General features: G+C 73.7%; 16 protein-coding genes, 1 tRNA gene, 1 pseudogene and 1 riboswitch. Of the genes and pseudogenes, 7 read left to right on the plus strand and 11 right to left on the minus strand.

The genetic code is table 11. The features are described from left to right. Positions 1-28: 28 nt before the first annotated feature. From IE134_RS07260 to IE134_RS07270, 3 genes are all read right to left on the minus strand, one after another. Entirely contained in the window at positions 29-889 is an 861-nt protein-coding gene (locus tag IE134_RS07260; protein ID WP_030707701.1) for a SigB/SigF/SigG family RNA polymerase sigma factor, read from the minus strand. Positions 890-1,001: 112 nt separating this feature from the next. Beyond that, a complete protein-coding gene (locus IE134_RS07265; protein ID WP_179887479.1) occupies positions 1,002-1,859 on the minus strand; it encodes a hypothetical protein in 858 nt (285 codons plus the stop codon). Between the two features lie 137 nt (positions 1,860-1,996). Further along, positions 1,997-2,290, minus strand: coding sequence for a hypothetical protein (locus tag IE134_RS07270; protein WP_030707705.1), 294 nt, complete (start codon positions 2,288-2,290; stop codon positions 1,997-1,999). On the opposite strand from IE134_RS07270, the pseudogene IE134_RS07275 reads away from it, so the two are divergent. Then, positions 2,256-2,393, plus strand: a pseudogene (locus tag IE134_RS07275) (short-chain fatty acyl-CoA regulator family protein); the annotation flags it as partial. The gene IE134_RS07270 and the pseudogene IE134_RS07275 overlap by 35 nt on opposite strands. A 33-nt stretch (positions 2,394-2,426) precedes the next feature. On the opposite strand, the gene alaS reads toward IE134_RS07275, so the two are convergent. Both alaS and tsaD read right to left on the minus strand, forming a co-directional pair. Next, positions 2,427-5,078 (minus strand): alanine--tRNA ligase, encoded by a 2,652-nt coding sequence (gene alaS / locus IE134_RS07280; protein WP_189429888.1) that lies wholly within the window; start codon positions 5,076-5,078, stop codon positions 2,427-2,429. Positions 5,079-5,142: 64 nt separating this feature from the next. After that, complete coding sequence (gene tsaD / locus IE134_RS07285; protein WP_030707709.1) at positions 5,143-6,207, minus strand: tRNA (adenosine(37)-N6)-threonylcarbamoyltransferase complex transferase subunit TsaD; 1,065 nt, start codon at positions 6,205-6,207, stop codon at positions 5,143-5,145. A 155-nt stretch (positions 6,208-6,362) separates the two neighbouring features. Between tsaD and IE134_RS07290 the strand changes: the two genes are divergently transcribed. The 5 genes from IE134_RS07290 to IE134_RS07310 all read left to right on the plus strand — a co-directional run bounded on the left by IE134_RS07290 (position 6,363) and on the right by IE134_RS07310 (position 11,309). Beyond that, positions 6,363-6,436, plus strand: a tRNA-Met gene (locus IE134_RS07290). A gap of 104 nt (positions 6,437-6,540) precedes the next feature. Further along, entirely contained in the window at positions 6,541-7,287 is a 747-nt protein-coding gene (locus IE134_RS07295; protein WP_189429889.1) for a MerR family transcriptional regulator, read from the plus strand. 142 nt (positions 7,288-7,429) lie between these two features. Further along, positions 7,430-8,656: a PP2C family protein-serine/threonine phosphatase gene (locus IE134_RS07300; RefSeq protein WP_030707711.1), complete on the plus strand. Its 1,227-nt coding sequence runs from the start codon at positions 7,430-7,432 to the stop codon at positions 8,654-8,656. Positions 8,657-8,932: 276 nt separating this feature from the next. Continuing rightward, a riboswitch (cyclic di-AMP (ydaO/yuaA leader) is annotated at positions 8,933-9,082 on the plus strand. Positions 9,083-9,094: 12 nt separating this feature from the next. Continuing rightward, positions 9,095-10,126 (plus strand): M23 family metallopeptidase, encoded by a 1,032-nt coding sequence (locus IE134_RS07305; protein ID WP_030707712.1) that lies wholly within the window; start codon positions 9,095-9,097, stop codon positions 10,124-10,126. A 235-nt stretch (positions 10,127-10,361) separates the two neighbouring features. After that, positions 10,362-11,309, plus strand: a complete 948-nt coding sequence (locus IE134_RS07310; protein WP_189429891.1) for an aldo/keto reductase — start codon at positions 10,362-10,364, stop codon at positions 11,307-11,309. Here the strand turns inward: IE134_RS07310 and IE134_RS07315 are convergent. The 4 genes from IE134_RS07315 to IE134_RS07330 all read right to left on the minus strand — a co-directional run bounded on the left by IE134_RS07315 (position 11,290) and on the right by IE134_RS07330 (position 16,648). Beyond that, the gene (locus tag IE134_RS07315) at positions 11,290-12,807 is read right to left on the minus strand and encodes a PrsW family intramembrane metalloprotease (protein WP_189429893.1); all 1,518 of its coding nucleotides are present in this window, start codon (positions 12,805-12,807) and stop codon (positions 11,290-11,292) included. The genes IE134_RS07310 and IE134_RS07315 overlap by 20 nt on opposite strands. Positions 12,808-12,880: 73 nt before the next feature. After that, a complete protein-coding gene (trmB, locus tag IE134_RS07320; protein ID WP_189429895.1) occupies positions 12,881-13,711 on the minus strand; it encodes a tRNA (guanosine(46)-N7)-methyltransferase TrmB in 831 nt (276 codons plus the stop codon). Next, positions 13,704-14,960 (minus strand): L-2-hydroxyglutarate dehydrogenase, encoded by a 1,257-nt coding sequence (gene lhgD / locus IE134_RS07325; protein WP_189429896.1) that lies wholly within the window; start codon positions 14,958-14,960, stop codon positions 13,704-13,706. Before lhgD ends, trmB begins: the two co-directional genes overlap by 8 nt. A 110-nt stretch (positions 14,961-15,070) precedes the next feature. Beyond that, positions 15,071-16,648 (minus strand): NsdA family TPR-like regulatory protein, encoded by a 1,578-nt coding sequence (locus IE134_RS07330; protein ID WP_098895506.1) that lies wholly within the window; start codon positions 16,646-16,648, stop codon positions 15,071-15,073. Positions 16,649-17,501: 853 nt separating this feature from the next. Here IE134_RS07330 and IE134_RS07335 point away from each other — a divergent pair. Next, positions 17,502-19,613 (plus strand): asparagine synthase-related protein, encoded by a 2,112-nt coding sequence (locus tag IE134_RS07335; RefSeq protein WP_030707731.1) that lies wholly within the window; start codon positions 17,502-17,504, stop codon positions 19,611-19,613. 39 nt (positions 19,614-19,652) lie between these two features. Here the strand turns inward: IE134_RS07335 and IE134_RS07340 are convergent, their stop codons facing one another. Beyond that, the gene (locus tag IE134_RS07340; RefSeq protein ID WP_126932565.1) at positions 19,653-21,647 is read right to left on the minus strand and encodes a sigma-70 family RNA polymerase sigma factor; all 1,995 of its coding nucleotides are present in this window, start codon (positions 21,645-21,647) and stop codon (positions 19,653-19,655) included. A 357-nt stretch (positions 21,648-22,004) separates the two neighbouring features. Continuing rightward, complete coding sequence (locus IE134_RS07345) at positions 22,005-22,934, minus strand: TetR/AcrR family transcriptional regulator (protein WP_373296849.1); 930 nt, start codon at positions 22,932-22,934, stop codon at positions 22,005-22,007. Between the last annotated feature and the right edge of the window lie 207 nt (positions 22,935-23,141).

Here is a 23,141-nt window from a genome sequence, read left to right on the forward strand (position 1 = left end):
CGGCTACGCGAGGCTCACTCCGCGGGATTCATCCGTGCGTCAGCATCGCGGTGCGGAGCCGTCCGAGGAGGTGGGTCAGGAGCCGGGAGACGTGCATCTGGGAGATGCCGAGCTGTCGGCCGATCTCGGACTGGGTCATCTCCTGGCCGAAGCGCATGGCCACGATGGACCGGTCGCGGTCGTTCAGGTCTTCGAGCAGGGGCGCCAGCGCGTGGAGATCCTCGACCCGCTCGATGGCGGGATCGATGTCCCCTTCGACGTCGCCGTAGGTGACGGTCGACCCGCTGTCCCGTTCGCTCCCGACGGGCATGTCCAAGGACCCCGCGGTGTATCCGTTCGACGCGATGAGACCCTCGATGATCTCGTCCTCGCTGAGCTCCAGATGGCGGGCGAGTTCCTGGACGGTGGGATCCCGGTCCAGCCGTCCGGCGAGTTCTTCCTTGGTCTTGGCAAGGGTGACGCGCAGCTCCTGCAGGCGGCGTGGTACGTGGACCGCCCAGGTGGCGTCTCGGAAGAACCGCTTGATCTCCCCGACGATGTAGGGGATGGCGAAGGAGGTGAATTCCACCTCCCGGCTGAGGTCGAACCGGTCGATCGCCTTGATCAGGCCGACCGTTCCTACCTGGACGATCTCCTCCATCTCGCCGCTGCCGCGGTTGCGGAACCGGCGCGCGGCGAAGTGGACCAGAGACAGATTCGTCTCGATCAGGGTGTTCCGCGCGTACTGGTACTCGTGCGTTCCCTCTTCCAGCACCCGCAGCCGTTCGAAGAAGACGGAGCTGAGGGCGCGGGCGTCCTTCGGCGCCACCTTGCTGGGGTCGCGGATCTGCGGGAGCGCCACCAGGGGCGCGTCGGTGGCCGAGGCCGGAGCCGTCGTGGATATCGGCATTGCGATGGTTCCCCTGCCCCAGAAGGCGCCGCGGAGACCCGTCGGCACAGGGGTCACGTACCCGGATCCGGACGGAGTACGCAGATCTGGACAGATGGAACACCAGCGCGGCTTACTGCTGGTCTCCGCGGTCCGGGTACCTCCTGCCCGGCGAGCCCTGATCGGGCGGACGGGCTCCCGTGTCCCGGTCGCTCTGCTCGTACTGCGTCCGGTCCGTGTCCCTCCGTCCGGGCTCCCCGCCGCCGGCGTCCCGCGCCGGAACCGGCCGGCCGCGCGGTGCTGCCGACGTCTGCTGCTGAGACCGGCGGAAGCGCCGCTGGGATTCGCCCTCGACCGGCGTGCCCCGAGCGGGCCCGGCGTCGGTACCGGGGCGCGCCTCGGTCGCGCCGGCTCGGTCGGTGCCGCCTCCGGCGGCCCCGTCCCGGGCGGCCGTGCCGTACGACTGCTCGACTCCGGTGCGGTGTCGCTCCGCGTCCTCCTCGCGGTCCAGAGCGTCCTGCCCCCGCTGCTCCTGTTCATGGCGGGCGTTTCGTACCGCCCTGCGTTCCCGCCCGCTCATGACGGCCGAGCCGATCAGCATGAGGAGACCGCCGATGAGGGCCAGGCCCACGCCGCTGCCGAGCCCGTCGCTGTCGCCCGTGACGGTCAGGCTGCCCTGGGCCTGCGCCTGCCGGACCATCCAGAGGACGGCGAATCCGAGCGTGACGATCCCCGCGATCAGGACGAGGAGCCGCGATCGGAACGCCACGCCGAGAACGGTGAGCAGCGCGCCGACGAAGAGGGGGAGGAACATGGACGCGAACAGCCCCGCACCCGAATCCGTGATGCCGGCCCCGGTGAAGAGTTCCCACACCCGAAAGTCGTGTCCGAGCCGCCCGTCGTACCAGTTACGGAAGGGCGCCCAGATCGCTGCGGCAGCGCCGACGACCGCCAAGATCAGTCCGATCGTGTTACGGATACCCCGTGCCATGCCGCGACCTCCCGGCATATCGGACGTTGCATGCAAGAACCTCACATGCCGAACCCCGCCCCTGAAATTCACGCTACGCGCGGTGTGAGCGCCCTGCCATACGGCTCGACGGGGCCCCGGTGCGGCCCTCCTCCGCCTCAGGACCCGATCGCCAGGTACTCCGCCGTCCGCACGATCCGCTCGCGTTCGGCGAAGGAGGCCAGGCCCTCGCGGACGGCGCCGCTGTCGCCGCCGCGGTTGATGGCCTCCAGCGTGCGCCGGACCGCGGTGATCGCGGCGCGCTGGAGGTCCGAGGGGACGATGATCAGCCGGTAGTCGCGTTCGCGGAGGCGGTCCCTGGGGACGAGCGGGGTCTTGCCGCCGTGGAACATGTTGATCAGCTTCGGTTGCGGGACGCGGGCGGCGACCCCGATCGGGCTGGGCTGCCGCATCTGCGAACGCCGCGACTGCGCCCAACGGGCCCGGCCCCCGGCCGGCGGCCGACTCGCCATCGACCCGGACCGGCGGACGCACGTGCCGTATCCGGTGGAAGGGGGCCGGGTTGCGCTAGGAGACTCTGCGGCCCGCTCAGCCGGCAGCGGTGGCGATCACCGCCGACAGGGCCGCCAGCGCGTCGGCGACCCCGCCGGGTCCGAGGCCGCCGCCCTGGGCGACCTCGGCCGACTCTCCGCCGCGGCCACCGAGAAGCTGCTTCACCAACGGGGAGGCGTGCAGGCCCGCTTCCCGGGCCGCGTTGTTGACGGCGAGGACCAGCGCCCCGTCCTCCGTGCCCACCGCGACCGCGCCAGGCGTGCCGTCGGGCAGCCGGTCGCGGACGGCCAGGGCGAGCGCCCGGGCCTCCTGGGCGCTGCCGCCCGCCGTCGTGGTCACGATCCGCACGCCGTTCGCCTCGGCCGCCGCTTGGGCGAGTTCGCCGGCGCGTGCCGTGGTGGCCTGCTGCTTGAGCCGGGCGTTCTCCCGGTCGGCCGCCTTGAGCCGGTCCAGCAGACCGGCGATCCGGTCGGGCAGCTCGGCGCGCGGTGCCCCGAGCTGCTCGGCGATCCGCGCCACCAGGTCCCGCTCGCGGGCCAGGTAGCCGAAGCCCTCGATGCCCACGGCCGCCTCCAGGCGGCGCATGCCCGCGCCGACCGAGCCCTCGGAGGTCAGGGCGACCGTGCCGATCTGGGCCGCGCGCTCCACGTGCGTACCGCCGCACAGCTCCCGGGACCAGGCCCCGCCGATCTCGACGACGCGGACCTTCTCCCCGTACGTCTCGTCGAAGAGGGCGAGCGCGCCGATCTCCTTCGCCTCGGGCAGGGTCATCCACCGCACGCCGACCGGCAGATCGCGGCGCAGGGCGCGGTTGGCGGCCTCCTCGATCTCGCTGCGGACGGTCGCGGAGAGGGCGCCGCGCCAGGGGAAGTCGAGGCGCAGGTAGCCGGGCCGGTTGTAGGAGCCGGACTGGAGGGCGTCGGGGCCGAGGATCTCGCGCAGGGCGGCGTGCAGGACATGGGTGCCGGAGTGGGCCTGGCGGGCGCCGAGCCGCCACTCGGGGTCGACGGCGGCGTGCACGGTGTCGTCGGGGGCGAGTTCACCGGCGGTGATCCGGACCTGATGGGCGACCAGGCCGGGCAGCGGGCGCTGGACGTCGAGGACCTCGGCCTCGACCGAGGCGCCGGACAGCAGCCCGGCGTCGCTGTCCTGGCCGCCGGACTCGGCGTAGAACGGGGTGCGGTCCAGGACGACGGTGACGATGTCGCCGGTCCGGGCCACCGGCACCGGGCCGGCCGGACCGAGCAGCGCGAGGACTCGGGACTCGGTCTCCAGGGTGTCCCAGGCCCGCCAGTCGGTCGGCCCGTGCGCGTCGAGGACCGGACGCAGGGCGGTGGTGTCCACGGCCCCGCCGGCCTTGCGGGCGCGGGCGTCCGCGCGGGCCCGCTCGCGCTGCTCGTTCATCAGCGCGGTGAAGCCCTCGCGGTCGACCTCGACGCCCTGCTCGGCGGCCATCTCCAGGGTGAGGTCGATGGGGAAGCCGTACGTGTCGTGCAGCAGGAACGCCTGGGCGCCGGGCAGCAGCCGGCCGCCGCTCTCCTTGACCCGGGCGACGGCGGTGTCCAGGACGGTGGTGCCCTGCTTGAGGGAGGAGCGGAAGGCGTCCTCCTCGGCCCCGGCCTGATCGGCGATACGGGTGTAGGCGTCGGCGACCTCCGGGTAGCTCGGCGCCATGCAGTCGCGGGCCACCGGCAGCAGTTCGGCCAGCGCCAGGTCCTCGTAGCCCAGCAGCCGCATGGAGCGGACCGCGCGGCGCAGGATGCGGCGCAGGACGTAGCCGCGGCCCTCGTTGCCGGGGGTGGTGCCGTCGGCGAGGAGCATCAGGGCCGTACGGACGTGGTCGGCGACGACCCGCAGCCGTACGTCGGCCTCCGGATCGGCCCCGTAGCGGACGCCGGCCAGGTCGGCGGCGCGCTGGAGGACGGGGCGGGTCTCGTCGATCTCGTAGAGGTTGTCGACGCCCTGGAGGAGGGTCGCCATCCGCTCCAGGCCCATGCCGGTGTCGATGTTGCGGCGGGGCAGCTCCCCGAGGATGGGGTAGCCGGACTTGCCGGGGCCCGGGCCGCGCTCGTACTGCATGAAGACGAGGTTCCAGAACTCCATGTACCGGTCCTCGTCGACCGCCGGACCGCCTTCCCGGCCGAGGGCCGGGCCGCGGTCGTAGTACAGCTCGGAGCAGGGCCCGCACGGTCCGGGGACGCCCATGGACCAGAAGTTGTCCTCGTCCCCCCGGTCCACGATCCGCTCGTCGGGCAGGCCCGCGACCCGCCGCCAGATGCCGCGCGACTCGGTGTCGGAGTGGTGGACGGTCACCCAGATCCTGTCCGGGTCCAGCCCGTAGCCGCCCTCGGCCTGCGGGCTCGTCGACAGCTCCCAGGCGTAGGCGATGGCCCCTTCCTTGAAGTAGTCGCCGAAGGAGAAGTTGCCGTTCATCTGGAAGAACGAGCCGTGCCGGGTGGTGCGGCCGACCTCCTCGATGTCCAGGGTCCGGACACACTTCTGCACGCTGGTGGCCCGCTCCCAGCGTGCGGGCGCCTCACCGGTGAAGTACGGCTTGAACGGCACCATGCCCGCGTTGACGAACAGCAGGGTCGGGTCCGGGGTCGGCAGGGGTGCGCTGGGGACGACGGTGTGGTCCCGGGCGGCGAAGAAGTCCAGGAATCGGCTGCGGATGTCGGCGGTACGCACAAGCGGTCCTCTTCAGTCCTTCGGTCGGTCACCAGGGGGAAATCCGGGCGCGGTGCCACGCCGCTCAGGCGGCTCGGGCCACCCTCGCGGGCGCGGCGACCGGGTGCAGCGCGGCGTACTCCAACGGCGCCGACGGGTCGATGGACACGTTCAGCTGGGCCGGGTCGGCACCGGCCCGTACCAGCAGGTCGCCGACGGCGGCGATCATCGCCCCGTTGTCGGTGCACAGCGTCAGTGGCGGTACACGCAGTTCGACGCCCGCCGCCTCGCACCGCTCCTCGGCCAGCGCCCGGACCCGGGAGTTCGCCGCGACCCCGCCGACCACGACCAGGGTGCGGACGTCGTACCGGCGGCAGGCGGCCAGCGCCTTGCGCGTCAGGACGTCCGCGACGGCCTCCTGGAGCGAAGCCGCCCCGTCGGCCAGCGGGATGTCGTCGCCGCGCAGGCGGTGCTGCTCGGCCCAGCGGGCGGCGGCGGTCTTCAGCCCGGAGAAGGAGAAGGCGTACGGGTCGTCCTTCGACCCCAGCAGCGGCCGGGGGAAGGCGACGGCACAGGGGTTGCCCTCGCGGGCGGCCCGGTCGATGGCCGGCCCGCCCGGATACGGGAGGCCGAAGACGCGGGCGACCTTGTCGAAGCACTCGCCCGCCGCGTCGTCCACGGTGTCGCCCAGGTGCAGGATCGGATCGCGCACCAGATCGCGCACGAGCAGCAGCGAGGTGTGCCCGCCCGAGACGATGAGCACCATGCACGGGTCTGGCAGCGGCCCGTGCTCCAGGGTGTCGGCGGCCACGTGCCCGGCCAGGTGGTGCACCCCGTACAGCGGCACCCCCGCCGCGTACGCCAGGGACTTCGCGCCGGCCAGACCGACCTGGAGCGCCCCGGACAGTCCGGGCCCTGTGGTCACCGCGACGGCGTCGATGTCCCGCACCCCGAGCCCCGCCTGCGCCAGGGCCTCCCGGACGACGGGGGTGAACGCCTGGAGGTGGGCCCGGGCGGCGATCTCCGGCACTACCCCGCCGAAGCGGGCGTGCTCGTCCATGCTCGACGCCACGACATGCGCGAGCAGACGCCCGCCGGAGACGATGCCCGCCCCCGTCTCGTCACACGACGACTCGATGCCCAGCACCACCGGAGTCCGCACGGGGTCCTCTTCTCGCACAGTGATCGTTATTGCAACTTCTATGCAACAAGGTACTCGCCCACGGCTGGGGAACGCGGATCGGAGGAGGGGGCCGCTTATTGGTCAACGCCACCTCCGGAATGCCGTAGAGTTGTGTTCACCGACGCGGGGTGGAGCAGCTCGGTAGCTCGCTGGGCTCATAACCCAGAGGTCGCAGGTTCAAATCCTGTCCCCGCTACTGAAGATCCGGGCCCGGCACGCAGACAGCGTGCCGGGCCCGAGTCGTTCCCCGGCATTTTCCGGGTTGACCTTGACGCAGCGTAAAGATCTAGCGTCTCCGGCATGGAGTGGTCCATTCAGGAAATCGCCCGCCAGGCCGGCACCACGAGCCGCACGCTCCGGCACTACGGGGACCTCGGTCTCCTCGCGCCGAGCCGGATCGGGAGCAACGGCTACCGCTACTACGACCAGGACGCCCTCGTCCGGCTGCAGCGCATCCTGCTGCTGCGGGAGCTCGGGCTCTCGCTGCCCGCCATCAAGGACGTACTGGAGGGGCAGCGGGACACGGCGGTGGCGCTGCGGGCGCATCTGCGGCTGCTCGAACAGGAGCAGGCGCGCATCGGACGGCAGATCGCCTCGGTGCGGACCACCCTCCACAAGACCCAGGAGGGGATGGCACTCATGGCCGCTGAGGTGTTCGACGGCTTCGACCACACCGCCCACGAGCAGGAGGTCACCGAGCGCTGGGGCCGGGACGCGTACGAGGAGGGCGACCGCTGGTGGCGTTCGCTCGGGGACGGGGAGAAGAAGGCGTTCCAGGACGAGCACGAGGCCATCGCGCGCGACTGGGGCCGGGCCAGGGAGGCCGGGCTCGCCGCCGACGGGCCCGAGGCGCAGGAGCTCGCGCGGCGGCACTGCGCCTGGCTGTCCTCGGCCAAGGAGCCCAGCCGTTCGTACGTGATCGGGCTCGGGGAGATGTATGTCGCCGATCCGCGCTTCGGAAAGAACTACGATCGCTACGGGGACGGCACCGCCGCCTTCGTACGGGACGCACTGACGGTCTACGCGCAGCACCGGCTCTCCGACTGACCACGGCCGGCCGGGCCGCCACCGCTTTTTCCCCCTATTCGGCCGATGCCCGGTCGCCGCTCGGCGCGGCTCCGGGAAGCCTGGACAGGGAGCGGTACCGTCCGCAGCCGTGGGTGGACCGGGCAGGAGTGCACAGGTGGGGATGGCCGAGGGACGGCGCAGCGGAGCGGCGGGGGGCATGGACGCCGTGGGCCGTGCGGTGCTCGGATCCCGGGAGGGGGAGCTGGCGTCCGGCGGTGGACGGGGCACCGGCCGGTTCATCCGGATGCTGCCCGCTCTGCTGATCATCGGCGGACTGCTGTTCGACTCGCTCGCCCCGCCCAACTTCACCGCCGTCCCCCTCTTCGTCGCGGCCCCGCTGATCGCCGCCCCGTTCTTCTCGCTGTCCCGGACCGTCCGCACCGGGATCGCCGCGGTCATCTCCGTCATCGTGATGCGGATCTCCGACGGGACGTCCACCCAGGTCGTCCCGGTCATCGAGATGATCACCGTGCTCACGGGCTCGGTCCTGGCCCTCGTCATCAACGGCGTCGTGCGGCGCGGCAACGAGCAGCTCGCCTCGGCCCGGGCCGTCGCGGAGACCGCCATGCGGGCCGTGCTGCCGACGCCCGCCGAGCGGATCGGCGGACTCCAGGTGGCCGCACGGTACGAGGCGGCGCAGGCGGACGAGTTCGTGGGCGGCGACCTGTACGCCGTCGCGGACACCCCGTACGGCGTGCGCGTCGTGGTCGGCGACGTCCGCGGCAAGGGGCTGGACGCCGTCGGGGCGGTGGCGGTGATCATCGGCGCGTTCCGGGAGGCCGCCGAACAGGAGCGTTCGCTGGAGGGCGTGGCCCAGCGGCTGGAGCGGGCGCTGGCCCGGGAGGGGACGCGGCAGTACGGGCTGGACGCCATGGAGGGGTTCATCACCGCCGTACTGGCCGAGATCCCGCCCGGGGCGGCCACGGTCCGCCTGGTCAACCGCGGCCACCCCGAGCCGATCCTGCTCCACGCGGACGGGGCCCTGGAGGTGCTGGCGCCCTCGGTGCCCGCCCTGCCGCTGGGGATGGACCTCGGGGTGTGGCCGGACCGCGCCGACGAGTGGGTGATGCCTCCCGGGGCGACGCTCCTCGCCTTCACGGACGGCCTGTCCGAGGCCCGGGACGCCAACGGGGTCTTCTACGATCCGGCGGCCCGGCTGCGCGGTCGGATCTTCCCGGGGCCGGAGGAGCTGCTGTCGGCGCTGACCGATGACGTACGGCTGCACACCGGCGGGCACGCCACGGACGACATGGCGCTGATCGCGGTCGGCCGGCCGGCGGAGGGGCAGCCCGTGCGCCGGACGACGGTGAAGATCGTGGGCCGGGGCGACGAGGACGCGGCCCGCTGACGCGACGCGGCTGTCCGTCGGCGCGCTGAACTCGCAACTCGCAGCGATGACACGGCGCGTAATCGAAGCGCACCGCTCCGCATAACATTTGATGCACCGTCAGAAAAAGGGATGTGGCTGAGCCCTGGTCAAGTCGCCCGATTCCGCCCGCTTGTGCCCAGTACCTCCCGCCCCTGTTCGTTAATGATCAACAGGAACAGCTTGGAATCGGGCCCGGGTGTCTATTAACGTTCGATAACGCAGCGCGGTCGTCACAGCCGTCGTCAGGGACGGCGCCGCGCGCGAGCGCCGAATTCCGCAAGGGAACCGGGGACCCACTACATGGGGTGAATCGGACGCCTGCGTCTCGTGAGAGGCGGAGGGGCCGTAGGAGACCTTCCTGCTCCGAACCCGTCAGCTAACCCGGTAGGCGAGAAGGAAGGAAAGGAGTGCGCCCACGTGGCGTCCAACAAGCCTGCCCCTGAGGCCCCGTCACCCTTCAGCACCGACAGCTACGGTGGCGCCGAGCGGTCCGTGGGGGAGTGGAATCCCACCGAGGACTCCATCCGTCCCGTGCGCGGCAGGCACCGCGTCGCCAAGCAGCGTGGTCTGGCCCGTAGCTCCACCGTCCTCGGGGTCGGCGTCATAGCGGCCGTCGGAGCGGGGGGCATGGCCACCGCTCAGGACAAGGCACCCGTCTCCATCTCTCTTCCCGATTCCATCGCGGACAACCTCCCCGACGCCAAGTCCCTTCCCGGCGTCGGGGCCTTCATGTCCGACGACGCGGAGGCCGCCCCGGTCGCCGCGGCCGCGCCGCTCACCACCGCCGGGCTCACCAGCGCCGAGGCCGAGCAGGGCACGGACGCCGGCGAGGCGCTGCGCGCCAGGATCCTCCAGCAGGCCGAGCAGCAGCAGGCCAGCGCCGACGCCGAGGCCAAGGCGGCAGCCGAGAAGGCCGCGGCCGAGAAGGCGGCGGAAGAGGCCAAGAAGCAGCAGGACGAGGCCGAGGCCGACGCCGCCGCGAAGAAGAAGGCGGCGGAGGAAGCGGCGAAGAAGAAGGCGGAGGAGGAGCGTCTCGCCAAGCTCGCCGCCAGCTTCTCCCTGCCGGCCTCCTCGTACACGATCAGCTCGACCTACGGTCAGTCCGGCGCGATGTGGTCCTCCGGCCAGCACACCGGCCTCGACTTCGCCGGTTCGGCCGGTTCGCCGCTCAAGGCCGTGCACAGCGGCACGATCACGTCGGCCGGCTGGTCCGGTTCGTACGGCTACCGCACGGTGCTCCAGCTCGATGACGGCACGGAGATCTGGTACGCCCACCAGTCCTCGATCGACGTCTCGGTCGGCCAGAAGGTCACCACCGGCGAGACCATCGGCCGCATGGGCGCCACCGGCAACGTGACCGGCGTCCACCTCCACCTGGAGGTCCGTACCGCGGGCGGTTCCGCGATGGACCCGATGGCCTGGCTGACCAGCAAGGGCCTCTCGGTCTGAGCCCCCGGGCCGGCGCGCGCCGCCGGCCCCGAGCCGCTCTTCCGCGGCGGCCCACCCCCGAAACCCCGGCAGCCCTGACGCACACCCCCCGACGTCAGGGCTGCCGGTCTGTCCGGGGAGGAGGAGAAGGCGACAGGCCCGTGCGCGGATCGTGATGGGCGTACGCGGCGGAATTCAGCCTTCCGCGCGGCCGACGCAGGAATACCGTCCCCCGACCGGCCCGTTGAACCCTCACATGACTTCCGCGCGCATCCCCCTCGGCACCTCCGGCCTCCAGGTCTTCCCCCTCGCCCTCGGCGGCAACGTCTTCGGCTGGACGGCGGACGAGGAACAGTCCTTCGCCGTCCTGGACGCGTACGTCGCGGCCGGCGGCAACTTCATCGACACCGCCGACGCGTACTCCGCCTGGGTCGAGGGCAACCGGGGCGGCGAGTCGGAGACCGTCATCGGCAAGTGGCTCGCCTCCCGCTCCAACCGGTCCGACATCGTCGTCGCCACCAAGGCAGGCGCCCACCCCGACTTCCGGGGGCTGTCGGCCGGCACCATCAAGGGCGCGGCCGAGGCATCGCTGCGCCGGCTCGGCACCGACCACATCGACCTCTACTACACGCACTTCGACGACGAGACCGTCCCGGTCGAGGAGATCATCACCGCCCTCGACCAGCTGGTGAAGGACGGCAAGGTGCGCGACATCGCCGCCTCCAACATCAGCCCCGAGCGCCTCGCGGCCTCCCTCGCCTTCTCCGAGCGCGAGGGCCTCGCCCGGTACGTCGCGCTCCAGCCGCACTACAACCTGGTCTCCCGCGACACCTACGAGGGCGCCCTCCAGGACACCGCGGCCGGCGCGGGCCTCGCCGCCGTCCCGTACTACGCGCTCGCCTCCGGCTTCCTCACCGGCAAGTACCGCCCCGGTACGACGGTGGACAGCGCGCGCTCCGCGAAGGCGGGCGGGCACCTGGAGTCGGAGCAGGGCCGCAAGGTGCTGGCCGCCCTCGACCAGGTGGCCGGGGAACGGAACGCCGAGATCGCGACGGTGGCCCTCGCCTGGCTCGCCGCCCGGCCGACCGTCGCCGCACCGATCGCCTCGGCGCGCACGGTCGAACAGCTCCCCGCCCTCGTCGCGGTCGCCGACCTGCGGCTGACGGACCGGGAACTCGCGCTGCTCACCGAGGCGTCGGCCTGACGGAGCCGGGGTCGCCGTATCCGTACGGGTACGGCTGGGGCTGTCCGTACGCCGGGCCGTGCGGCTGCCCGTGTCCGGGACCGTTTCCGGGCGCGGGCCCGGGGCCGTAGCTCTGCCCCGGGCCGTACCCGTACCCCTGGCCGTACGGTGTCGCCGCGTGGCGTCCGGCGTGGGCGTGGCGGCCGTGGTGCGGGCCCCGGTGGGACGTGAGGCGGGCCGCGTGGGTCAGGGCCGGGGCGGCGACCTCCCGGCGCTGCCACAGATGGTGCAGCAACTCCCGCTCGCGGGCGCCGAAGTCCGGGCCCACCGCGCCGTGGCGGGCCCGGCGGCGCAGCCCCGCGAGCGACGTCGCGAACGACTCGTACTCCGCGACCGCGCGGGCCGCCGCCCGGCCCCGGGTCCGGTCCTGCTGCCAGTGGCGGGCCAGGTCGCGGGCCATGCCCCGGGCCCGCATCGAGGAGAGCGCCGACGGCTCGGCGGGCGTGAGCCAGCCGGCCGCCGCATACGCGGGCAGCTCGGCGGCGAGCGTGCGCAGCTCCCGCTGGCGCGACCAGATCGCCAGCCAGGTCACCAGGCCGAACGCCGGGACCATGACGATCCCGTACACCGCGTAGAAGCCGTACGGGCCGAAGGCCGACGAGCCGTTCCACAGGGCGTGCAGCCCCATCGCCAGCAGCAGACCCAGCACCGGCAGGGCGATCCGGCGGACCCGGTGGCGGCGGGCGCTGACGGCCGCGAAGCCGAAGCCGAGGCCGGTGAGAACGGTGAACAGTGGGTGCGCGAACGGGGACATGACGATCCGCACGAAGAACGTCCCGGCCGTCACCGAGGCGAACCCGGAGCTGCCGAGCTGCTGGTCCTCGCCGAAGGCGTTGCCCAGATAGAGGATGTTCTCGGTGAACGCGAAGCCCGTCGCGGTGAAGCCGGCGACGACGATGCCGTCCACCACTCCGCCGAACTCCCGTCTGCGGAAAAGGAAGATCAGCAGCACGGCCGCCGCCTTCGCGCACTCCTCGACGACGGGGGCGATCACCGTCGCCCCCAGGGTGTCGGCGCTCGCCGGGTCGGCCGTCGCGGTGGCGATCCAGCGCGTCGCGAAGGAGTTGGCGATGATCGCGACGAGCGCGGCGGCGCACGCGCCCCAGGCGAAGGAGAAGATCAGATTCCGCCAGGGCCCCGGCTCGACCCGGTCCAGCCAGCGGAAGGCGGCCATCAGCAGCGGCACCGGCAGCACCGCCAGGCCGAGGCCGACCAGGAAGCCCTCGGGCCCGGTCTGTTCGCGGACGAGCGCGAGGATCACCAGACCGCACAGCAGGAGCGCCACGATCACGGCCCCGGCGCGGAACACCTTGCTGCGCCACACCATGCCGACACGGTGCGGCCGGTAACGCGCCCGGCCACGCTCCGGCGCGGCGCCCAGGACCTCGTCGAGCCGCTGCTCGTGGAGGACCGGGACGGCCGGGTGAGCCTGCTGATGCTGCACGGAGGGGTCGGACACCTCTCGACCCTAACGAGGAGCACTGACACCCGCGATGGCGCATCCGGCCATCGACCCGCTGCCCGCCGGTGCGTCAGAGGCGGGCGAACAGCAGGTCGTGGACGACGTGCCCCTTGTCCAGTCCCTGGCCCTCGAAGCGGGTGAGCGGCCGGAACGCGGGACGCGGGGCGTATCCGCCGTCGGCCACGGTGTTCTCGAAGCGGGGGTGCGCGGTGAGCACCTCCAGCATCTGCTCGGCGTACGGCTCCCAGTCCGTGGCGCAGTGGACGATCGCGCCCGGCTTCAGCACCGGGGCCACCAGGTCCAGGAACGCGGGCTGGATGAGACGCCGCTTGTGGTGGCGGGCCTTGGGCCACGGGTCGGGGAAGAAGACCCGCAGGCCGTCGAGGGACTCGGGGGCCAGCATCTCGCGCAGCAGGATGACCGCGTCGCCGTTGGCCACCCGGACGTTCGTCGAGCCCGCCTTGTCCGCGAGGCCCAGCAGATTGCCCTGGCCGGGGGTGTGGACGTCGACCGCGAGGATGCCGGTGCCCGGGTCGTCGGCCGCCATCTGCGCGGTGGCCTCGCCCATGCCGAAGCCGATCTCCAGGACGACGGGCAGCCCGTCGAACAGCTCGGCCAGATCGAGGACGCGCTTGCCGTCGATGTCCAGGCCCCACTTCGGCCACAGCCGCTCCAGGGACTCCTGCTGGCCGGTGGTGACCCGGCTGCGGCGCGGCTGGAAGCTGCGGATCCGGCGCTCGTGGTGCGAACCGGCCGGGTCGGCGGCGGGGCCGCCGGGGAAGCGCGGCTCCATGCGCAGCCGGCGCGCACGCTCGAAGGAGGCGGCCCGCAGCGCGGCGGCTTCGTCGGCCGTGGCGTCGTGGGATCCGGCGGGGGTGGGGTTCAGGGGCTGCTCAGACACAATGACCGGATTCTACGGCGGGCGGCTTCCACCCCGTCCCCCGAGCCCGGCGCAGCGCGAGCCGCGCCACCTCCCGTCCGATGGGCAGGCACGCCGTCGCGGCGGGCGACGGGGCGTTGAGCACATGCACGGTGTGCGGGGCCTCGTAGATCAGGAAGTCGTCGACCAGTGTGCCGTCCTTCAGTACCGCCTGGGCCCGCACCCCGGCGGGGGACGGGCGCAGGTCGTCCTCGGTGACGGCGGGCAGCAGCCGCTGGACGGCCCGGGTGAACGCGGACCGGGACAGCGAGCGGTGCACCTCGCCCGCCCCGTACCGCCAGTGGCGGCGGGCGATCTGCCAGGTGCCCGGCCAGCTCAGCGTGGACAGCAGTTCGGCGGGGCGGACCTGCGGCCAGGTGTATCCCTCGCGGGCCAGGGCGGGGACCGCGTTCGGCCCGACGTGGACGGAGCCGTCGAAGCCCCGGGTGAGGTGGACGCCGAGGAAGGGGAACGCCGGGTCCGGCACCGGGTAGACCAGACCGCGCACCAGCTCGGGGCGGGCCAGCGCGTAGTACTCACCCCGGAACGGCACGATCCGCACCCCCGGGTCGTCCCCGGCGAGGCGGGCCACCCGGTCGCAGTGGAGCCCCGCGCAGTTGACCAGCACCCGGGCCCGGACGACCAGGCCGTCCGCCGTGCGCACCGCGACGCCCCAGGGGCGCCGGTCTATCGCGGTGACCTCCGCCCCGTACCGCACGATGCCGCCCGCCGCCGTGACCTCGGTCGCGAAGCGGGTGGCCACGGCGGTGAAGTCGCAGACGCCCGTCGTGCCGACCCGGATCGCCGCGAGGCCCCGGACCTCCGGTTCGTGCTCCGCGATCTGGGCCGGGCCCAGCTCCCGCACGGGCAGTCCGTGCTCGCGGCCGCGCTGCACCAGGGCGTGCAGCCGGGGCAGCTCGGAGCGCTCGGTGGCGACGATCAGCTTGCCGGTGGTGGCGTGCGCGATTCCGTGCTCCGCGCAGAAGTCCGCGAGCTCCGCCGAGCCGCGCAGCGCGTACCGCGCCTTGAGGGAGCCGGGGCGGTAGTAGATGCCGCTGTGGATCACGCCGCTGTTGCGGCCGGTCTGGTGGCGGGCGGGGCCGCGCTCCTTCTCCAGGACCGTGACCCGGGTGCCCGGAGCCGCCCGGGTCAGCGCATACGCGGTCGACAGACCGACGATCCCGCCGCCGATCACCAGCACATCGCAGTCGTACGCCGCGTGCGTCATCATCACGCCACCTCCCACCCCGATAGTGCACTGACCCACTGACAACCGGCTCAAACCCGAGATGGGCAGGGCGTGGCGCACATCCCGCCCGCCTGACGGCTTCCGTGTCCGGCTCAGGCCTGGGTGACCAGCAGCGGGCGGGCCCGCTCGCGCAGCTCCGCGACGCGGGGCTCGTCCCCGTACGGCTCCAGGCGGTGCAGCAGATCGCGCACGTACTCCGTGGTGCGGGCCGAGGAGATCCGGCCCGCGACCTCCACCGCGCGGGTGCCCGCGGCGCAGGCCGCGTCCAGATTGCCCGACTCCAGCTCGGCGACGGCGGAGACGACGAGCCGCAGTCCGTGGCTGCGGACGAACTCCTCGGTCGGCCGGGACAGCGCCTGCTCGGTGAAGCGCCGCACCTGGCGGGGGGCCTTCAGGTCCCGGTAGCACTCGGCGGCGTCGGCGGCGAACCGGTCGTAGCCGTAGAAGCCGAGCCAGGGCGGGTCGGAATCACCTGCCCGGGACCGCTCCAGCCAGCTCTCGGCACCCTTGAGCGCGGCCCCCGCGGCCGGTGCGTCGCCGGCCTTCGCATGGGCGCGGGCCTCCACCAGCCGGAAGAAGCTCATGGTGCGGGCGGTGGCGAGACCCCGGTTGCGCTCGACGGCGGCCTGGGCGAGGTCGACGCCCTCGTCGGCGAAGCCGCGGTAGGTCGCCTGGAGGGACATGGAGGCGAGGACATAGCCGCCGAGCGGGACGTCGGCGGCGGCCCGGGCCAGGCGCAGGGCCTGGATGTAGTAGCGCTGGGCGGCTTCCTGCTGACCGGTGTCGAAGGCCATCCAGCCGGCCAGCCGGGTCAGCTCGGCGGAGGCGCCGAACAGGGCCCGTCCGACCTCGTCGGTGTACGAGCCGAGGAGCAGAGGTGCGGCGTCGACGCGTAAGCACTCCGGAACCATGGAGGAACGCCAGTCGCCGCCACCGTACTTGGAGTCCCAGCGCCGGGCGTCCTGGGCCGCCTCGCGCAGCTTGGACACATCGCTGTGGCCGACGCGGAGCGGCGAGGCGTCCGCCGCGGACTCGGGTCCCGGCTGTACGGGGACGGAGCCCGCCGTGCCGGGGGTGTGGAGGATGTGTGCGCCCCGGGCGTCCGGTGCGGCCCCCGGCCCCTGGGCTCCGGCCGTGCCGGGGCCTTCGGGCCCGCCGCCGCGTGGACCGAGGATCGCCGCCTGCGCCGCCGTCGGATCCCGGGCCACCGACGGGTCGGCGGGGGTTATCAGCCAGCGGGAGGCGGGCGTCGCGTAGGCGCTCACCGAGAAGGATCCCGCCAGGGACTGCCAGATCCCGCCGCCGCCCCGCCGCCCGGCCAGATCCAGCCGGTACAGCTCGGTCGCCGACCGGACCGCCTCGCCCACGTCCCGGGGGAAGGCGAGACCGACCTCCGGGGCCGGGTCCGCGTCGGCGAGACCGATCTCGTGCAGCGGCACCGGGCGGCCGAGCTTGGCCCCGATCGCCGCCGCGATGAGATGCGGCGCCGCGCCCTGCGGCACCATCCCCTTGGCGACCCACCGGGCCACCGAGGTCTTGTCGTAGCGAAGTGTCAGACCGCGCTGTGCTCCGAGGTCGTTGACCCGCCGGGCGAGCCCGGCGTTGCTGATTCCCGCGAGGGCGAGAACCGTGCCGAGCTTCTCGTTCGGCCCGCGTTGCTCCCTGGACATGCGCCACCCCTCGACACACAGACGGCCGCCGCGTCACCGAGGACGGCGCGCGGCATTCGTACCGATGCCTCCCCAGGTTCGAACCCTCGTACTCCGCCTGCACACGCATGTGGCCGAGCCCCGAGGAATATGCCCCCTGTCGAGAACACCAGTAAACACAGCGTAGTTCTCCCTATCCCTACCGTTAAGGGGCAGACGTCCGGATGGCGGGATTGTTGTCCGTGCGGGCGGTCCGGGTGTTCGGGGTGGAGGGTGCGGGCCGGGGTGGGGCGTGCTCCCGGTGTGTGGCCGTGCGCCCGGCCGTGCGCTCTGGCCCGTCCCGTCGCGTGGCGCTTGGCTGAGTCCTGCGTGGGTCGGCCCGCTGCACTGGACTCAGTGGGCTGGGGGAAACCGCCGCTCCATTCCCCGCGGGCGGCGGACCGGTCCGGGAGGTGAGGCCCACCTCCCGGACTGTGCGTGGAGGGGTCGCCAGGGGGGCGCGGCGCGGTATGCGTGCAGGGCGGCACTTCGAGAGAATGGCCGAATAGCGACGGTCCGGTGAGGGTCTGGCCAACGGTCCGACTATGGCCGGATATCGCCGCTGTTTCCGGGCGGCGCCGGCCCCTCCCCTTACCGGGGGAGCGGGCCGGGGCGGCGCGGCGACCGCACGGCCCGGCCTCCACAACTCCCGGAACGCGAAGTTCCGTTGCTGTCGCCGCGGTGAAGACCGCGCCGGGCCTTTGCCAGGGGCGCATGCTCTTCCGGCGTGCGCTGCCCGTACACCCTCTCCTGCGGCGTTGTCGTGGCAGCATGTCCCGCAGCGGCGTTTCCGTTCATCTCGTACGCCGTTTGTCCACAGCCTGTGGAGGCGGCGATGCGTTGGTTGGTGGGATGGAGCAGTATCGCCGCGAGCTTCGGCACCGTCGGCGCCGTCGGAAACGGCGGTGAGGGGCGCACGGTTCACCCGGTGGGCTCCCAACTCCTGTGGGGCGACCCGGATCCGCTGTGGGCGGTCGGCGACTGGCGCCCCGACGAGATCCGCGTCATCGGCGTCGCCACCCCCGAAGGGGCCCCCACCGCCCGCCTCGCGGTCCTCGGCTGCTGCGGCGCCACCGACGAACAGCTCCGCGTCGGGCTGCTCTCCGCACGCGGCGGCGCGATGCGCCATCTCACCGCCTGGCCCGGCAGTTACACCGCCGTCGTACAGATCGGCCGCCGCATCACCGTCGCGGGCGACCTCGCCGGAGCCCGGCCCGTCTTCCACACCCCCTGGGCGGGCGGCACCGCCTACGCCACCGCCGCCCTGCCGCTGGCCGACCTCATCGAGGCCCAGCTCGACATCGGGCACCTCGCCGCCCTGCTCGCCTGCCCGGAGACCCCCGAGGCCCTCGGCGACGGAACGCCGTACGAGGGCGTGCGGCGGGTCCCGCCGGGCCACGCGCTGATCCTGCGCGAGGGCTCGCGGGAGATCACCGGGTACGAAGCCGTCGCCTCCCTCGCCGTCGCCGCACCCCAGGCCGACCCGGTGCACGCGGTGGAGGGCGTACGGGACGCGCTCGTCGAAGCCGTACGCGCCCGGCTCACGGCCCCGCGCCACGCGCCGGAGAGCATGCCGCAGGACCCGGGGCCCGTCCCCGGCATGGGCCCCGCCGACCGGCGCGCCGCCCGGGGCGGACCCGTGGCGGGCATCGGCGCCGACCTCTCCGGAGGCAGCGCGTCCGCCACCCTCGCCCTGCTCGCCTCCGGGCTCCCCGGACTGCCCGGCACCCTCCTCGGCCACGGCACCGGCGCGGGGGAGCGGTTGCTCGCCGTCACCTTCAACGACCTCACCACCCGCGGCAACGAGGGTGAGATGGAGCGGGCCCGCGTCATCGCCGCCAACCCGCGCCTGCACCACGTCGTCGTCGCGGCGGGCGAAGAGGCCCTGCCGTACGCCTCGTTGGAGACCGGCCCGCTCACCGACGAACCCGCCCCCTCCCTCGTCCTCGCCGAACGCCACCGCCGCCGGCTCTCCGCGGGCAGCGCCGACCACCTCGTCGGGACCGGGGCCCGGCAGGTCCTGGATGCCCACCCGGCCCGCCTCGCCGACCTCCTGATGGACCGGCGCAGACGCCACCTCCTGCGCCCCGTCGCCGCCCTCACCAAGGCCGAAGGCCCCACGGCGCACTCCCTGTTCGTCCCGCTCACGGTCTACCGCGCCGCCCGCCGCCTGGCCCGTACGTCGTACCGCACCGGACTGGAGTCCGCCGCAGGGATCCTCCCCGACGCCAACCGCCACGCCCCCGACCTCGCCACCCCCGCCGACGCCTCGCTCGCCGCCCTCGCCTGGTCGCGCCCGGGACCGGCGGCACGCTGGCTGACGGGGGAGGCGCTGGCCGAAGTATCGGTTCGCCTCCAGGAGGCGGCGATCCGGCCCACCTCCGTACAGCGCCCCGGGGAGGCCCGCGCCCGCGCCGCCCTCGCCCGGGGGGCCGCCGACCACCGGATCCTGGAACAGGCCGCCGAGATCCGCAGCCAGCGCCTGCACGCCCCGTTCCTCGACAACCAGGTCGTCCGCGCGGCCCGCGCTCTGCCCGAGTCGCTGCGCGTCCAGCCCGGCGCGCGGGCCGCGATCCTGCGCCGGGTGCTCGGCGGGGCGGGCATCCACGACCTGCCCCCGGGCTGGGGCACGCCCTCCCAGGCCACCTCCACCGCCGTCACCCGGACCGGCCTGCGCTCCGCGCTGCCCGAGCTGATGGCCCTCTTCGACGCCCCGCTGCTCGCCGACGCGGGCCTGGTGGAGGCCCGGGTGGTCCGCAAGGCCCTGCGCGCCGCGTCCGAGGGCGAACCGCTGCCCCTGGACGGCCTGGCGGACCTGGCCTCCACCGAACTGTGGCTGCGCCGCCTGGTGACCCGCCGCGGCACCTGCTGGACGGGCACGGCCGCCCCGCGCCAGCGCGCGGTCGCGGGCGGAGTGATCCCCGCCCGGCGCACCCTCCAGCCCTGACCGGAACCCGCCGTCGAGGACGTGTGGCGCGCGTACGGCTCAGGTGCAGCTGATCCGGGACTCCGCCCAGTCGGCCAGGGCCACCCCGCCCATCGGCCCCTCCGGCTCCACCACGAGGCGGATCGAGGACTGGCCCGCGACGCCCACGCTCACCGGGACGGCGGGCTCGCCGCCCTCCATCACCGGGGAGCGCCACAGCCGGGTCCCGTCCCCGTTGAACACGGAGAAGCGCACCGCGCCGAGCCCGAGTGTCAGGTCGTCCACCCCGACCATGGCCTCGTAGCGCGTGCACGGCCGGTTCAGCTGGATGGTCACCGAGGAGCGGGCGTGCACGGTCACCCCGTGCGCGTAACGGGTGGAGGCGACCGACACGTTCGACCGCTGCCAGACCCAACTGCTCTGCCCCAGCACGACTTCCGGCTCGCTCTGGTCGCCGAACACCGAATACGCCAACTCGCTGACCTGGTACACCTCCGGCGCGGGCGGCGGCGGTGTGGGCTTCGGAGGCTTGGGCGTCGGCTTCGGGGACGGCGGCGGGCTCGGCGCCGGGGGCGCGGGCTTCGGCGGCGGCTCGGGCGAGGGCGTGGGGCTCGGCGTGGGCTTGGGCGCCGGCTCGGACGGGGCCGGTGCCGGGGGCGCGGGCGGTGCGGGCGCGGGCGGCTCCGGCGTCGGCTTCGGGGCGGGCGCCGGGGGGTCCGGCGTGGGCACGGCGGGCGCCACGGCCGGGGGCTTCGCGACCGGCTTGGGCTCCGGCTTCGGCTGGTCGTCGCCGACGAGCGCCCACACCAGACCGGCCGCGGCGGCCACGGCCACGGCGGCGGCGATCCCCGCCTTGGCGGGCGCGCCGAGCCCCTCGGAGGCAGCGGCGCCACCGGCGGCCCCGCCGGTCGAGCCGGACCCGGTGGCCGCGGCGGCGGCTCCCGCCCCGGCGGCCCCGGCCGCACCGCCGGCCACGATGCCCGCGGCCTTGAGCGAATACCCGGCGGCGAACCAGCCGATGACCGCGACGGGCAGCAGCGCCGGGATCCCCGCGTTCACATGGTCCAGCTCGCCCGCGGCCACCCGGCACTGGGCGCACTCGTCGAGATGCTTGCGCAGCCCTCGTTCGGCCCGGGTCCGCAGACCGCCCCGGGCGTGGGCGCCGAGCCGGTCGGCGTACTGCGCGCAGTCCCCGCCGGTGGTGAGCGCCTGGCTGACGTGGGCCTGGAGATACGCCTGCTTGAGTCCTTCGCGGGCCCGGCTGGCCAGCACGGCGGTGGCGTTGGCGGTGAGGCCGAACAGCGGGGCGATCTCGCTCGGCGACTCCTCCTCCACCGTGGTGTGCCACAGGACCGCCTGCCAGCGCTCCGGGAGGCTCCGGAACGCCTGCATCGCCATCGTCTGCTCGGCCTCGTGCATCGCCAGGACGTCGGCGCCGAGTTCGAGGGTGTCGTCGTCGGAGAGCTCGGAGGAGCGGGTCGCCTGCGTCGCGAACACCGCGAAGTCGTCGACCAGATGCTCCCGCTTGGCGCTCTTGGTCCAGGCGGCGGCGACATGGCGGACGGCGGTCATCAGATAGGCCCGGACCGCTTCCGTCGGCCCCTTCCCGCCCCGTACGGCCTGGAGCGTGCGGGCGAACACCTCGGCCGTCAGGTCGTCGGCGGTGTGCGCGTCCCGGCAGCAGCTGCGGGCGTAGCGGAGCACGGCGCCCGAATGCCGCCGGAACAGCTCCTCGTAGGCCTGGTCGTCGCCCGCCCGCATGTCCTCGATCAGCCGGGCGTCGGAGAGACCGGCCTCGGGGGCGCCGCTGCGGCCGGCCCGCTGCTGCGGAACCGCGTGCGGGCCGGCGCCCGCAACCGCCTCGCCGGACGTGTCCTCCTCGGCGACGGCGGGCCACGGGCCGGGCAGGACGGTGCCGCCCTCGGCCTCGCCGTCCGCCGGGCCGCTCCCGGCCTGGACCGGCACCTGCCCGGCGGACAGCCCGTCCGCCTTCGTGTCCCTGTCGGCCGCAGCGATCTCGCCGAGCGGCTCTTCCTGCTGCTCGTTACCGCTCATCGCGGAAGCCCCCGTATACACCCTCGGACCCGAATACCGGCCAAGACTGCCACATGGCTCAATCGTGTTGGCCTCTCAGTCCCGCCAACCACTCATCCGGGGCGTTTTCCCGAATGTGAGTACTAGAGAGCCCTCTTTCGGGGAATCACTCCCCGTTGATTCGACCGAGCGAAACGGACGAGCGCGGAACGGCACGAGCAGTGGGCCGCACGAGTCGCACGAACCGCTGCTCGCACCGATCAGGCCGGCCGGACGAGCCCGTGGCCGAGCTACCGGCCGAGCCCCCGGCCCGGACGAGCCCCCGCCCGGACGAGCCCCTGGCCCGGACCGGACGAGCGGGCCCGCCGGCCCCGGCCGTTACGCCGGCCGCGACCGCAGGCCCTCCAGCAGGATGTCCAGCAGCCGGGCCGAAGCCGCCGCCTGCTGGGCGGCGTCCGGCAGTGAAGGAGCCGCCGTGGCGATGACCAGCAGCACATCGGCCACCGTCACGTCCCGGCGCAGCTCGCCGGACTCCCGCGCCCGGTCCACCAGCCGCCCCACGACCTCCAGCAGTTCGACCGCACCGGTCTCCTCGCCGAGGCCGTCCAGCCCGTCGCCGGCTCCGGTCGAGCGTCGGCCGGCGACGCGGAGGTCGTCCTGGCCCACGCCCTGGCGCTGCTGCGGAACCCGGGTCTCGTCCACCGACTCCGGAGCAGAAGCCGCCGGCACACCCGGCTGCTCCTCACCGTCGACCCCGACCCGCAGCACCTGCGGCGGCAGCAGCCTGCCCGCGCCCGACGCCACCGACGTACGCAGGAAGCGGGACAGCGCCGACCAGGGCTTCTCCTCCTGCCCCAGCGCCGTACGCGCCTGCTCGGTCAGCCGGGCGGTTTCCTCCTCGGCTATCCGGCGCACCAGCACGTCCTTGCTCGGGAACCGCCGGTAGACGGTGCCCACGCCGACACGCGCGCGACGGGCCACATCCTCCATCGGGGCGCCGTAACCCAGCTCCCCGAACACCTCGCGGGCCGCCCGCAGCACATGCTCCAGATTGCGCTGCGCGTCGACCCGCAGCGGAGCCGAGCGCGGCGCGCCTCCGGCACCCGTCGTCGCCGTACCCGTCGTCGTCGCCCCGCTCGGGCCCGGTCCGGCAGCGGCCGAACCCAGCGACGCCGCACTCACCGCGGCCGCGGAACGAACAGCATCAGCCGAGCTCATGACGCCCAGCGCACCCACGGAGCCGAGGCGTCCTTTGTCCTCGGAAGCGCGCGAGAGCGCAGCCTGGCCATGAGTATCCTGAATATGCATAACTTCCCCCGGTTATGACGTCTCCCCCCGGAGACTTCCCGCCGTTTCAGCCGGGGAGCGGAGCCATACGAAATCCGCACCCGACACCCCGACGGGTTACGAACATAGTTGAGCCCGCGTCAATTCAGAAGGGGGTTGTTCCGCATGGCACGCCCCCCGATCGGACCACGATCCGATCGGCGCCGGAACATCGCCCCTCCGCTCACC

Source organism: Streptomyces rubiginosohelvolus, from assembly GCF_014649875.1.
In the GTDB taxonomy this organism is placed as follows: Bacteria; Actinomycetota; Actinomycetes; order Streptomycetales; family Streptomycetaceae; genus Streptomyces; species Streptomyces rubiginosohelvolus.